Source organism: Paenibacillus sp. PDC88 (assembly GCF_900106725.1).
GTDB classification, from domain to species: Bacteria; Bacillota; Bacilli; order Paenibacillales; family Paenibacillaceae; genus Paenibacillus; species Paenibacillus shunpengii.
On sequence record NZ_FNNT01000002.1, the window covers coordinates 200,616 to 213,505 of the forward strand.

General features: G+C 48.5%; 16 protein-coding genes and 1 pseudogene. All 17 read left to right on the plus strand.

Going from position 1 to position 12,890, the window contains the following annotated elements:
- Positions 1-19 precede the first annotated feature (19 nt).
- The 17 genes and pseudogenes from BLW49_RS07485 to BLW49_RS07560 all read left to right on the plus strand — a co-directional run bounded on the left by BLW49_RS07485 (position 20) and on the right by BLW49_RS07560 (position 12,884).
- Positions 20-2,371: a ribonucleoside-diphosphate reductase subunit alpha gene (locus tag BLW49_RS07485; RefSeq protein ID WP_256209653.1), complete on the plus strand. Its 2,352-nt coding sequence runs from the start codon at positions 20-22 to the stop codon at positions 2,369-2,371.
- A 124-nt stretch (positions 2,372-2,495) separates the two neighbouring features.
- Positions 2,496-3,548, plus strand: a complete 1,053-nt coding sequence (locus tag BLW49_RS07490; RefSeq protein WP_076313520.1) for a ribonucleotide-diphosphate reductase subunit beta — start codon at positions 2,496-2,498, stop codon at positions 3,546-3,548.
- Positions 3,549-3,769: 221 nt separating this feature from the next.
- The gene (locus BLW49_RS07495; RefSeq protein WP_076312933.1) at positions 3,770-4,126 is read left to right on the plus strand and encodes a hypothetical protein; all 357 of its coding nucleotides are present in this window, start codon (positions 3,770-3,772) and stop codon (positions 4,124-4,126) included.
- 73 nt (positions 4,127-4,199) lie between these two features.
- Entirely contained in the window at positions 4,200-4,610 is a 411-nt protein-coding gene (locus BLW49_RS07500; protein ID WP_076312932.1) for a hypothetical protein, read from the plus strand.
- Positions 4,610-4,813, plus strand: a complete 204-nt coding sequence (locus BLW49_RS07505; protein ID WP_076312931.1) for a hypothetical protein — start codon at positions 4,610-4,612, stop codon at positions 4,811-4,813. Before BLW49_RS07500 ends, BLW49_RS07505 begins: the two co-directional genes overlap by 1 nt.
- 3 nt (positions 4,814-4,816) lie before the next feature.
- Positions 4,817-5,326, plus strand: coding sequence for a dUTP diphosphatase (locus tag BLW49_RS07510; protein WP_076312930.1), 510 nt, complete (start codon positions 4,817-4,819; stop codon positions 5,324-5,326).
- Positions 5,327-5,590: a hypothetical protein gene (locus BLW49_RS07515; RefSeq protein ID WP_076312929.1), complete on the plus strand. Its 264-nt coding sequence runs from the start codon at positions 5,327-5,329 to the stop codon at positions 5,588-5,590.
- Positions 5,591-5,594: 4 nt separating this feature from the next.
- Positions 5,595-5,882 carry a hypothetical protein gene (locus BLW49_RS07520; protein WP_076312928.1) on the plus strand — a complete coding sequence of 96 codons (288 nt, stop codon included), beginning with the start codon at positions 5,595-5,597 and terminating at the stop codon, positions 5,880-5,882.
- 1 nt (position 5,883) lies between these two features.
- Positions 5,884-6,519 (plus strand): dTMP kinase, encoded by a 636-nt coding sequence (locus tag BLW49_RS07525; protein ID WP_076312927.1) that lies wholly within the window; start codon positions 5,884-5,886, stop codon positions 6,517-6,519.
- Between the two features lie 23 nt (positions 6,520-6,542).
- Positions 6,543-7,379, plus strand: coding sequence for a lytic transglycosylase domain-containing protein (locus tag BLW49_RS07530; RefSeq protein ID WP_076312926.1), 837 nt, complete (start codon positions 6,543-6,545; stop codon positions 7,377-7,379).
- A gap of 72 nt (positions 7,380-7,451) precedes the next feature.
- Positions 7,452-7,754, plus strand: a complete 303-nt coding sequence (locus BLW49_RS07535) for an HU family DNA-binding protein (RefSeq protein WP_076312925.1) — start codon at positions 7,452-7,454, stop codon at positions 7,752-7,754.
- Between the two features lie 84 nt (positions 7,755-7,838).
- Positions 7,839-8,651 carry a sigma-70 family RNA polymerase sigma factor gene (locus BLW49_RS07540; RefSeq protein WP_076312924.1) on the plus strand — a complete coding sequence of 271 codons (813 nt, stop codon included), beginning with the start codon at positions 7,839-7,841 and terminating at the stop codon, positions 8,649-8,651.
- 37 nt (positions 8,652-8,688) lie between these two features.
- Positions 8,689-8,862, plus strand: coding sequence for a hypothetical protein (locus BLW49_RS28745; RefSeq protein WP_177178676.1), 174 nt, complete (start codon positions 8,689-8,691; stop codon positions 8,860-8,862).
- Positions 8,863-8,972: 110 nt separating this feature from the next.
- The gene (locus tag BLW49_RS07545) at positions 8,973-10,469 is read left to right on the plus strand and encodes a recombinase family protein (RefSeq protein WP_076312923.1); all 1,497 of its coding nucleotides are present in this window, start codon (positions 8,973-8,975) and stop codon (positions 10,467-10,469) included.
- A gap of 58 nt (positions 10,470-10,527) precedes the next feature.
- A pseudogene (gene ytfJ / locus BLW49_RS07550) lies at positions 10,528-10,890 on the plus strand (GerW family sporulation protein); the annotation flags it as partial.
- 118 nt (positions 10,891-11,008) lie between these two features.
- Positions 11,009-12,202, plus strand: coding sequence for a D-alanyl-D-alanine carboxypeptidase family protein (locus tag BLW49_RS07555; protein WP_083655869.1), 1,194 nt, complete (start codon positions 11,009-11,011; stop codon positions 12,200-12,202).
- 34 nt (positions 12,203-12,236) lie between these two features.
- On the plus strand, positions 12,237-12,884 hold the full coding sequence (locus BLW49_RS07560; RefSeq protein WP_076312922.1) for a nucleoside recognition domain-containing protein: 648 nt from the start codon (positions 12,237-12,239) through the stop codon (positions 12,882-12,884).
- Positions 12,885-12,890: the final 6 nt, after the last annotated feature.

A 12,890-nucleotide genomic window follows, 5' to 3' on the forward strand; every position in this document is an offset into this window, starting at 1 on the left:
CCGTGGGGGAGAGAAAACCGTGACAGCAATTAAGACTCGCATCAAGACCGTAACCAAACCTGAGAACAGAGAGATGAGCTTTGACCTTGAGAGGTTGATGGTATACATCTCCCGTGTCATGGAGAACCACCCTAACCTAGACCAAGAGGTACTGCTGAAGGGTGCATTGTCCAAGCTGAACCGCGTAGAGGTGGCAAGCGTTGATATAACCAACGCATTGTACATGACTGCGGTAGAGCTGATCGACAAAGAGTTCCCTGATTGGATGTTCGTAGCATCCCGCATCTACGGAACCAAACTGTACAAGCAAGCGGCGATCAACCGTGAATACAAGACTTACCCAAATAAACCGTATGGTTCCTTCAGTGATCTGCTCAAGTACCTCACGTCTATCGGTATCTATGATGCTCGATTGTTGGAAGTATATTCCGACAGTGACATTGCTGAGCTTGAAGCAACGATTGACCATACCCGCGACCACCTGTTCACGTTCATTGGTCTCCTTACTCTTGATGAGCGTTACCTGACAGGGGACTACGAGAAGAACACTTTCGAGCTTCCTCAGGAGCGTTACATGATTATCTCCATGGTTGAGATGCTTAACGAAGCCCCTGAGAAGCGTATGGAATTAGTCAAAGAAGCATACTGGGCACAGTCAACTCTGAAGATGACTACAGCAACGCCTACGATGTCGAATGCAGGTAAGGCAAAGGGCGGTCAGCTCTCGTCCTGCTTCATTGACACAGTAGATGACTCGCTTATCGGTATCTACGATTCCAACACGGACGTAGCTCGGTTGAGCAAGATGGGTGGCGGTATCGGCGTATACATGGGCAAGGTGCGTGCTCGTAACTCCGACATCCGTGGCTACAAGAACAAGTCGGCGGGTGTGGTGCCTTGGATTCGACAGCTCAACAACACTGCGGTATCCGTAGACCAGTTGGGTACTCGTAAAGGTTCCATTGCAGTATACCTGCAAGACTGGCACCGTGACATCCTGAGCTTCCTCGATCTCAGACTGAACAACGGAGATGATCGTATGAGAGCACACGACATCTTCCTGGGATTCATTGCTTCTGACCTGTTCATGGAAGCAGTGGACAACGGAGACGACTGGCACTTGTTCTGCCCTCACGAAGTACATACCATCATGGGCTTTGAACTGGACGAGGTGTATGACGAGGAGCAGGGTAAGGGAAGATTCCGTGAGCTGTACCAACAATGCGTAGATCACCCAACTCTGCCGCGATTGACCGTACCTGCTATCGACATCTTCATCCGTATCCTGACCTCTCAGCTTGAGACTGGTGTACCTTACATGTTCTACAAGGACACAGTAAACCGTGCCAACCCGAACAAAGGTCACGGAATCATCTACTGTTCTAACCTCTGCACAGAGATCGAACAGAACCAATCTGCCACCAAGGTAGTGAGGGAGGAACTGGTAACTAAGGAAGGTAAGACTCGCATCCTCATCGAGAAGATTCCTGGTGAGATGGTAGTGTGTAACCTATCCTCTATCAACCTAGGTAAAGCAGAGGATCATGAGCTTGAACGTATCATCGACATCCAGGTTCGCATGTTGGACAACATCATTGACCTGAATGCTGATAAGCTTGAAGTCCTTCAAGCGGTACACACCAACCAACAATATCGTGCTATTGGTCTTGGAACGTTCGGATACCATCACCGTCTAGCATTGAATCACCTGCGGTGGGAGTCGGATGCGGCTGTTGAGTACAACGTGAACCTGTACGAGAAGATCAGCTTCTATGGCATCAAGGCATCCATGAAGTTGTCGATGGAGAAAGGCGCGTACCCTCTGTTCAAAGGTTCCGAGTGGGCTAACGGTAACTACTTCATTGATCGCGGCTTAGTCGGTCGTGACGCTGAAGGTAAACTATTCCCAATCGAAAGCCCTCAGGGACTTGACTGGTATCAGTTGTGCCTGGATGTCATGGAGCACGGTATTCGTAATGGATACTTGTTCGCGGTGGCTCCGAATGGATCGACATCCGTTATTGCAGGTTCTACAGCTTCCATCGACCCTGTGTACGGACTCTTGACATACGAGGAGAAGACGACCTACAAGATTGCCAACCCTGCACCTGATCTGAACATGGTTACCGTGCAGTACTACCGTAAGAATGCCTTCGAGCTTGACCAACACTGGTCTATTAAGCACGTAGCATCTCGTCAACGGTTCATTGACCAAGGACAATCGTTCAACTTGTACGTGAAGCCTGACATCGACGCAATGGACTTCCTTGAGCTTCACCTGGACGCATGGAAAAGCGGTGTGAAAACCACTTACTACGTACGTAACATGGCAAACGAGATGCCTGAAGAATGTGAATCCTGCGCTTCATAAGCAACACATTATAATAGGAAGAAACTCGCTTAGAAATAGGCGGGTTTTTCTTTCTTAACTGAGACGTACCTGTGTCGTATAGAGAATGTGAAGGACAATTTAAGGAGGAATTAACTTGGAACAATTGAAAAAACAGCCCATCTTTGACATCACCGCGCCTAACAAATCTACCCGCATCGTCAACGGAGAGTGCTCAGGTATCTTGAACTGGGATGACATTCGGATGCCTAAAATGTATAAGCTCTACAAGGTACTGATTGGTAACCACTGGATTCCTGATGAAATCCCTATGAACGCTGACAAGATGCAGTTCGAGGAGGAGCTGAGTGAACAGGAGCAGACTGCTTACCTGAAGATCATTGGTCTCCTGGGAGTACTGGACTCCATGCAAAGTATGTACGTGGCAGATGTGAAGGATTATCTTACGGACTCGTCACTGCAAGCGATCTGCGGCATCATCGGTCAACAGGAGATCATCCATAACCAGTCGTACACTTACGTGCTGTCGTCCATCGCAGACTATGAGACTCAGAAGGAAGTGTTCGAGTACTGGAAAACGGATGAGGTATTGCTGAAGCGTAACCTATTCATCCGAGAGCTGTACCAGGACTTCCGTGATAACCCAACCCCTCAGACCTTCTTCAAGTCTTTGGTGGCTGACATCATCTTGGAAGGACTGGACTTCTACACTGGGTTCGCGTTCTTCTATAGCTTGGCGCGGGTGGGAAGTCAGCGAATGATGCGTACTGCGGAGATGGCTTCCTATATCCAACGGGATGAGCGTCAGCATGTGTACTTCTTCTCTGAAGTATTCAAACAGCTTCTTAAGGATTACCCTGAACTGAACACTGAGGAGAACATGCAGTGGACTGTTGAGACCTTCCGTACCGCAGTTGACCTTGAGATCGCTTGGTCTCATCACGTACTTGGTGAACTGGATAACGTAGACCTCGATGAGTTCGAGAGCTATGTAAAGTGGGTTGCCAACCAACGACTGGTGATGATGGGTCTAGGCAAGCACTTTGAAGGGGAGAACGTTATGCCTTGGATTCGTCCATTCTCTGACGAAGCACTTAACGCCACCAAGACGGACTTCTTTGAAGCTAAGTCCAAGCAGTATGCCAAAGTGTCTACAGCTAACGGCTTCGACAAGCTCCAAAACCGTAAGAAGAAGTAATTATAAGGCACCCTTCGGGGTGCTTTTTTCTTTATAACAGCACGAATAGACCGATCAGCGTCCCGATCAGCCTTAGGCTTTGTTCTTCCCAGGTATGTACACGACAAAACCCCTGCGACTAGCCGCAGATTCGTGTATAGCGTGTGGCACCACATCACCTTTATGCCCAATTTAACTGCCAATTATTCATGTCGTATAGAGAAATTAAGGGAGGTGAAGTCGTGCGGAAAGATGGAGTAAGTATTAACCAACTAGAAAGAGAAGCGATCTTGAAGTTTGTGGACGGTAATTTCACATTCACTCAAGAGTGCCTTTCAGGAATGCTCAAGCAAGGTCTTTCGAGAGCCAATGTAATGGAGTCACTGGCTAATGGGGATATAGCCGAGTATGTTCTCGACGGGAACAAGAATCGCATCCTTGTGAAGTCTCGAATGAAGTTCCACGGGCGCAGTGTACTGGTCACGTTGCAGTTGAAATCACGGGAGATTATCGTCACTCAGTTTGAGGATTCATACGCCCCGCCAATTGATTCGGGCAGTAAAATCGACATCCTGAAAAACTTGAAAAAGTACGCTTAACTCAGGTCGAACCGTGTCGTATAGAGAAAGTGAGAGAGCGAAAAGCTCAAATACAAATTTGGAGGAATTACAAATGGCACAAGTAATTAAAGCGAAGGATCAAGTTCTTACGGAGGAAATCGTAGCAAGCATGATCGGTAAGTACGTTCACGCACCAACGAACATGCACGAGGTTCAAACACCTACGGGCGGCACTACGAAAGTAAACGTATGGTTCGCGGGCGTTGTGGCGGGATACGAGAAAGCTGTCATCGGATTCAACTATGAGGATGGTTCCTTCAATGAACAGCCGCAGACATTCTTCAACGTCCACCTCACTGATGGTATGGGTTACATCCTGACGACCACTCTCGATCTTGAGATTCAAGAGTTGAGCGAGGAAGAGTTTGAAGCCCTGGTTGAGGAGAAGAAGGCTGAGCAGAACACTCCTGAGATTATCCTCCCTGAAGCACCTAAGCTTCACCTGTTGGATGGTGGCAAGTGATGAAGATCAGTAAATACGCTCAATCGTTCAAGGTGAAGACGTTCTCGGCGGCATCTGTAGCCGCCTTGGACAAGCAGATCAGTGAGTGGCAAGACGAGAACTCAACCTCCCTAGTCTTAGGGATGGAGTTCTCCTCCACTTACAACAAGTCCTACGGCAAACCGTTTTATGCGGTGCTTATGACATATCAGGCGGGTGAGTAAACGATGGGTTGCGAGAATTGCGGCAAGAAGGGTAAGGCGATTGCCCAGGTTCACGGGTTCATTCCCTACAAGCGTATGGATACTAGCCGCCAAGGTTTCAACAAGGAGAACCCCCGCAATGCAGGGTACGATCTCTTTGCACGACTGGATGAACCTATTCATCTTGCTCCTGGGGAGGTAGCAGTCATCCCACTGAATGTAGCGACAGAGATTCCTATGGAAGCTGTAGGTCTGCTGTTCCAGAGATCCTCCACGTATCGCAAGTGGAAAGTAAAGCTGACTAACGGTGTCGGCGTGATGGACTCCTTGTTCTGCGGGGATGGAGACGAGTGGGCGGCTGAGTTCAAGAACGAAACGGACAAGCCAACTACGATTTACGATGGCGACAAGGTATGCCAAGCAGTATTCCTGCCGCTGTTCATGAAGGAGTTGTACGAAGTTGCAGGACTGGGCAACGCTGATCGCGGCGGGTTCGGGACGAGCTTCGACAATGCAGGGGAGATGAACTCGTGAGTGTTAGTAAACCAACTGCACGATCACCAATCAATCACCAGGGAACCAAGACGGGACGCTTCAACTCCCGCCGACCAAGCGTTTCACAGTCACCTCGATCAAGCAGTTCTAGCGGCGGCAGTTACTACAATACCACTCCGACAACGACCTACTACGAAGGCAACAGCGGTGGGTACGAAAGCAATGACAACTGCGGAAGCGACTCGGGTTCATCCGATAGTGGCTCTTGCTCCGCTGAATAAATTCAACCATTACGGGAGGTAGTTATATGTTCAAACGTTTACTGTCATTATTCCTCAAGGCTCCACAGCACCGCATGGCGCGGGCACAAGGTAAGGTCAACGCTCACCTTCGGACGTTTCAGAAGGCTCGTGATGGTATCGGGGTTGCTATTGGTGAGCTTACTGCCGCAAAAGACGAAGCAGTAAGGCGTGAGGAGAAGTTGAAGTCTCAGCTCGACGACATTGGTACACAGAAATCTGACATCGACAAGGAGATTACGGCTAACCTCAAGATGGTTAGCAAGTTCGATGAGTTCCTATCGAAGGAGGACTGACATGATAATCATCTCGGTAGAGGGAATTGATGCAAGCGGCAAAGAGACTCAGGTCAACAAGCTGTTCCTTGCACTGAAGAAAAAGGGTCATGATGTGGCGGTCGCGGGCTTCCCGCGCTACCACACCCCTATCGGTCAGGTTCTCTTGGGTTACTTCCAGGGAGACATCTCGTTGACCACTGAAGCTGTTCACATGCTCCTCGAAGCGGATCGCCAGGACTTCATGGAAGACATCCTCTTGTATGAGGAAACTGGATGTGACTTCCTGATACTTGATCGCTTCACTCTGTCTAATCTAGCTTTCGGGGTGGCTCGTGGCGTAGACCTTGATTGGCTTCGCGGGCTTGCTAAGAAGATTCGTCAACCCGATCTGACGTTCATCCTGGACATCTCGGCAGAGACTTCCTTCAATCGTAAGCCTGAGCGAGACATTCTTGAAATGGACGAGGAGTTACAGAGACGTGCGCGGGTCGTGTACCAGACCTTGGCTCGTAGATTGTCCGACGAAGAAGACCGTCTGATCCAGGTCATCGACGCTAATACAGCTACTCCCGATGAGATACATGAGGTACTTATGTCACACATCGAAACTCTGTACCTTGGTGCACAGTTCCCCGAGGTGGCGGCAGAAGAATAAACCACAGGAGGTGAGAGTCTACCTTGGACGCTCGTAAAAGAATCGCAGTAGTCACTACGGTGGCAGTAGCAACGGTGGTGATGTACGGAGGTCTTGCGACCCCTAAGGGAACAGAGAATGAGCCTGTGGCAAGTAAAGTTACCGTCACTGAATCGGTTCATGAGCAACCTCTAGCCCTACAAAAACTTACTCCCCTTATCACTACCTTGGAGTTAGAGACTCCGAAGAAAGAGGAAGTGAAGACGGAACCTAAACCACAGAAAGTGGAAACGGAACCGACCAAGGAAGTCAAGAAGGCAGAGGTCACGCCTAAGAAAGATAAGGTCGAGGTTAAGATAGTATCGGTTGAGAAGAAGAAGAAGGAGTCGGCCATTGTTCCCCCGACTCACGACCTGATCGCTGACGTTATGGAGCAATACATCGAAGATCACAATGAGATGCCAGTCAGCAGGACGAAACTGCTTCAGTACATTGGGTGGGCTGATAGCCTATCCAAGGGTACCGAAATCGACACAATGTGGCTCATGGCTATGATGTGGCAGGAGAGTAGGTTCAAGAACGCCGTTGAGTCATCCTCAGGAGCAATTGGTCTCCTTCAAATACTGCCTAGCACTGCTGAGACTTTCGGTGTTAGTCGTAGTCAGCTTAGCAACCCTAAGACCAACATCAAAACTTCCATCAAGTACCTAAGCTATCTGTTGGACAGGTACGATGGCAACCTCCGAACCGCCACCATCGCCTATAACCAAGGTGAGGGCAATGTGGACAGAGGGAAGGCGCGTTCCTGGTATTACAACAGTGTCAAGGAACACCATGACAGAATGGCTCGGATGCTTGAGGAAGCCAGTAAACACCGTTAGGTTTTCATGAAACTGCACTAACCTACGGTTAAGAGCTTCATAACATTCATCATTCTGAGGAGGATTTACATCATGGCGAGTACTAACGAAGTCGTATACAAGAAAGACCTTGTGGTTGAACTGGCAGAGAAAGAAAACCTCACGAAAGTGGAAGCGGAACGGCGTATCGACGTTGTGTTCGATATGGTGACCGAAAAGCTTGAAGCAGGTAAGGATGTCAAGCTTGCGAACTTCTTCAACTTCTTCAACCGTAAGCGAGGAGAGAAGAAAGCGAAGAACCCGCAGACTGGTGAGGATATGATTATCCACGCTACCAAGACTGTGGTCGCTAAGATGACCAAGCCGCTTAAAGACCGCATCCAAGGCAAGAAGTAGACCTTCTAAGCCAATGGCGGGGGTTTGTTGAAATCCAACGGACTCCCGCTTTTTTATACCCAAAAATCACCCAGGAGGACGCAGATGGACAACTTACCTGAACACATCAAGGTTAATTTAGCGGTCAACAAAGACCATTACTCCATGGATTACATGGGCAATATTGCAAGATGCAAAGTAGACGAGGGCTTCCTAGGTGACTGCATGTTAGTCAACGAGAACCTGATTTGGCACTCGGTTCACAAGTACATTGGGAAGCCTGAAGTGATCGTCAAGAAACACTGCGTAGAGAAAGACGACATCCTCCAACTTGGCAGAATGGGGTTCCTTAAAGCAGTGAAGGCTTTTGACACGGAGCGTGGCGTTAAGTTCAGTTCCTTTGCTGTCACAGCAATTGTGCGGGAGATTAGATGCTTCCTTCGAGACAGTGCAAGTATCATCCGTCCTACCCGCACGGCTAATGAATTGATTAACAGGATCAATAGGTTAGAGCATGAGATGGGATACCTTCCTGCTTCCGCTGATCTTGCCCTGTTGCTTGACGAGGATGAGGAGAAGATCACCAAAGCACTTCAGGTGGGGAAGGGTGTTAAGTACCTGGATGAGCCTGTAGGTATGGACGTTGCTCAGTCCCAAGTAGTAACCCTCATGGACATCATCGACAGTGGCGAGGGTATCGAGGACGGGGTGGTTGATAAGGTATACGTTGATGCTGTGATCGACTCGGTAAAGCGGAAGCTGAACGAGAAAGAGCTTAATGTCTTGAAGCGGAGACTGGAAGGTTTCAATCAAACACAGACCGCTGACTTCGAAGACATTAGCCAAATGAGGGTGTCAAGGATTATGCGAAAGGTTGCTCGGATACTGGATACACACCAGGAGAAGGTCGGGGTATAAGGTGACCTGAACAGGGGAAAAGATTAGGGGGAAGGGATTGATACTGATGAGCGAGGAAGTTCAACAAGAGCAGAGTGTGGTGAAGGATGTTGTGGTCGATATGGGTCACAGTACGCTAATAGTGAGCGGGTCTCCTTCCCCTGAAGCCTGTGAGCGGTTCATCAAGATACTCTCAGAGATGAAAGCCGCTAAAAGAGCCAACCACACTTAAGACCGATAAAACGCCTATTCTGCTGTTGTCAGATAGGCGTTTTTGTATTAAACTGAGGAAAGAAATTCCGTGAGGAGTTAGTAAAAGAGCCAAGGAAGGATGGTAGAACCTTGAGTCAATACGACAAACACGACATACGGCACGTAGCCATCTACTTGCGTAAATCGCGGGGAGATGAGGAGAAAGACCTCGACAGACACAGGGATGAACTTGTCGAGCTGTGCCTAAAGAATGACTGGCAGTACATCGAATACGCGGAGATCGGGACAGGGGATTCTATCCTTGCCCGCCCTAAAATGCAACAACTTCTCGTGGACGTAGAAGCACAGTCTTATGACGCTGTAGTGGTAATTCACTATGACCGTCTCGGGCGGGGTGATAAGGTTGACCAGTCTAAGATAGAGAAAACTTTTGCTCTATCAGACACCCTTATTATTACCCCTCAAAAGGTATTCAACCTTAATGATGAGTCCGATATGATGCTTGCAGACTTCCAAGGGATGATCGCCCGCCAGGAGTACAAGGCAACATCAAGACGTATGCGCGGCGGCAAGCGGCGGGGTGCTCTAGCAGGAAATTGGAGTAACGGAACACCACCGTTTCCTTACGTTTATAACCGCCTGACAAAGAAGGCTGAGCCTGACGAGAGCAACCTCCCAGTGTACCGATCTATGATCGAGGGAGTACTCAACGGGTATACGACTACTGATATAGCATGGGACTTAAATAAGAAGGGAATCCCTTCTCCACGCAATCAACTGTGGACTCCCGAGGTTGTGAGACGACTCGTTTGTGATGAGGTTCACCTCGGTAAAGTCATCGTAGGTAAGAAGACTAAGCACCCTACGATGGGAACGATCATCATGAAGCCCAAGCAAGAATGGGTGATCGTAAATAATGCTCACAAGGCAGTCAAGACTCAACGAGAGCATGACAAAATCATGTTCATTATCAGCAGGGAGCGCGAAACACCTAACGCAGGGAAGGCAGGGAAACACCCTTTCTCAGGGATCATAAGGTGTGCTTTCTGTGGCAATACACTAGCGATTCAGAAACGCTCCAACCGCCCTCATGACCTATTAAAATCCTGTAAGCATCGTGACCACTGGGGTAACCGATGCATCAATATGGGTATCAGTATGGAGGTCATAGAGGAGAGTGTTCTTCAAGCGATTATGCTTAAAGAGGTGGAGCTAGAGGAAGCCATCAAGAAGGGCGTAACCCTGGATGACATCCGTAACCTCTTAGCGATGTCAGAGAAGAAGCTTGAGGAAATTAAGGAGCAAGAGAAGGCAATTGATCGTATCTACTCTGCCTACGAGAAGGGCGTTTACTCAGACGAGGTATTCGCTGACCGTAAGGATAAAGCTGAAGCTGTTCTGCACCAACTGACCCAAGAGTATGAGTACATACAGAAGGAGTCAGACAATACACAGAACGCACGGAACGAGGACATGCTAGTTACGATCAGGGATGTAAGAGAAGTAATCACAGAAAGCGATGACCCTAAAACGTGCAATAGAGCGTACAAGTCGATCATCCATAGTATCATATGGTCTAGGGAAACAATCGACAGTAAGCCTACGGTAAAGGTAAATTTTCTGTAGGGGTTTAGCACGTCTAAACGGTCAAATTCTGACCTGTTGCTAGTTGGCTCTTTCACCGACATCACACGGCACAGTAATACTGCCAATCAGCCGTGTTGGATTTGGCTTTGCAGCAGGGGGAAGTGATTTTCATCTCGATACTGAAGCGGAGTCTAAGAGCAGCAATAGCAGTGGGAATTCCGCTTCCAAGGCTAACCCGTTCGGAGGCGGTAGCGGCGGAGGCGTATCGATCCGGCCTATCGCATTTCTTGTTGTAGGCAAGCAGGGCGTACACATTGTGCCTCTTGATAATCAAACTCATCTGTTTGAGAAGATCATTGATTCTGCACCTCAGGTCATTGATCAAATTCAGAGCATCTTCCAGAAGAACAATATGGGTTCGGGGATGGCAACGTCCACAGCCCCAACTTACGAAGTGTAATAAACTTAAGTCCCTTCCGAGGCATATGCTTACAGGAGGGGACTTTTTGTTGGACATACTTCCGCCTGTCCATACATAGACTAGTACAAGTTGAATCGAAGGACCCGGAGGGAAGCAAATGAATCTCTTTAAGAAAATAACTATATTGCCTTTGGTATTGTCGTTATTTACCTTACCCATTCCAGCGCATGCTGACCATAAACCTGGTCATGTAGAAGCCCCTATGCTCAGTACCCATGCGCAGACAGCCGCTCTCATTGATGTGACCTCAGGCCGGATTCTTTACAGCAAAGACGGGGAGAAGGAAATGCGAATTGCCAGCCTGACCAAGATCATGACCGCAATTGTAGCGATCGAGCAGGGGGATTTGAAGAGCACGGTTACAGTTAGTAAAAATGCAGTTGGCAAAGAAGGCTCGTCGCTGTACTTGAAACTAGGAGAAAAGATGACGCTTGAGAACATGCTCTTTGGCTTGATGCTTCGTTCAGGCAATGATGCCGCAACGGCTATTGCAGAGCATATCGGAGGTTCGGAGGAAGGCTTTGTATATCTGATGAATAAGAAGGCTGACGAGATCGGACTTGTACATAGCCAGTTTAGAAATCCGCATGGGCTGGATGCAGAAGGGCATTATTCAACGGCTGAGGATATGGCCAAGCTGACCGCTTATGCACTGCATAACGCCGACTTTAAACGCATCGTTGCTACACAGGAACACAAGGCTCCCAACCCCGAAGAATCCTGGGACTATGATTGGCACAACAAAAATAAAATGCTCCGTTTATATGAGGGTGCAGATGGAGTGAAAACCGGCTATACCAAAAAAGCTTTACGTTGTCTTGTAAGCTCGGCGACGCGTAATGGTCAGCAACTGGTTGCCGTAACTTTAAATGATGGGAATGATTGGAACGATCATGCGAATATGCTCGATTACGGCTTTGAGCATTATCCGCTGAACGAGCTGGCAGCGAAGGGGCAGTCCATTCAGCAATATGAATATATTACAGGGAATGCGTTCAAATATCCACTGCTAACGGGAGAGGCCGGGGAGGTTCGAACCAAGCTGGTGCTCTACAATCAACAGTCAGAATCAGGAGCTCGGAGTGAAGCGGCAGATGCCAGTTTCGGGCTGAAGGGGAGGATTGAATTTCTTCTCAATGGTGCGAAGATCGGTGAGGTACCCGTCTATGAAAAAGGCAGCTTCATTCCAAAGGACAAAGCAGCAGAAACCATTGCTCTTCCTTATGATCAGTTAAAAGGGAATTCCCTGTTCGGCTCTCTAAAGAGAGTGTTTGACCAGCTCTTTAATTAGAAGGAGCAAGTGATCGAAGTGGGAGGGATCGCGGATGATTAACCTGATTTGGCTTGCCATGATTGTTATCGGATTTGTATTTGCTGCAGCGAAGGGAAATATTGAGCTTGTCACCCAGGCGGCTTTTGATGGGGCAGCGACGGGAGTTACCGTATGCTTTGGATTGATCAGCGTTCTTGTCTTTTGGATGGGGATGATGAAGATTGCGGAGGATTCCGGTCTGCTGAATAAAGTAGCGAAGCTTCTAGGTCCCATTGTATCCTATCTATTCCCGGATGTTCCTAAGCAGCATCCGGCAATGGGATATATTTTATCCAATATGAGCGCCAATTTGTTTGGACTCGGAAACGCAGCGACACCGATGGGAATTAAAGCGATGCAGCAGCTTCAGGAGCTAAATCCGGACAAAACGACAGCCAGTCCAGCCATGTGTACATTGCTGGCTCTGAATACAGCGAGCATCACCATTATACCAACCACGCTGATTGCGATTCGGCTGAATTACCATTCAGCAAATCCTGCTGAAATTGTAGGCACTACACTGATGGCGACAGCAATTGCTACATTTGCGGCTATCGCAGCCGATCGATATTTCCGAAGCAGAACACCGACACCTAAGGCACCATCACCTCCAAAAAACCGCCTCAATAAGCCGATCATTGAATCATCCTCGAAAGGGTGAGCTTAC

Bases quoted from the DNA above. Each gene is read 5' to 3' on its own strand.
- BLW49_RS07510 (WP_076312930.1), top strand. From the start codon at position 4,817: ATGGGTTGCGAGAATTGCGGCAAGAAGGGTAAGGCGATTGCCCAGGTT.
- BLW49_RS07555 (WP_083655869.1), top strand. From the start codon at position 11,009: ATGAATCTCTTTAAGAAAATAACTATATTGCCTTTGGTATTGTCGTTA.
- BLW49_RS07525 (WP_076312927.1), top strand. From the start codon at position 5,884: ATGATAATCATCTCGGTAGAGGGAATTGATGCAAGCGGCAAAGAGACT.
- BLW49_RS07540 (WP_076312924.1), top strand. From the start codon at position 7,839: ATGGACAACTTACCTGAACACATCAAGGTTAATTTAGCGGTCAACAAA.
- BLW49_RS07535 (WP_076312925.1), top strand. From the start codon at position 7,452: ATGGCGAGTACTAACGAAGTCGTATACAAGAAAGACCTTGTGGTTGAA.
- BLW49_RS07505 (WP_076312931.1), top strand. From the start codon at position 4,610: ATGAAGATCAGTAAATACGCTCAATCGTTCAAGGTGAAGACGTTCTCG.
- BLW49_RS07520 (WP_076312928.1), top strand. From the start codon at position 5,595: ATGTTCAAACGTTTACTGTCATTATTCCTCAAGGCTCCACAGCACCGC.
- BLW49_RS07560 (WP_076312922.1), top strand. From the start codon at position 12,237: ATGATTAACCTGATTTGGCTTGCCATGATTGTTATCGGATTTGTATTT.
- BLW49_RS07500 (WP_076312932.1), top strand. From the start codon at position 4,200: ATGGCACAAGTAATTAAAGCGAAGGATCAAGTTCTTACGGAGGAAATC.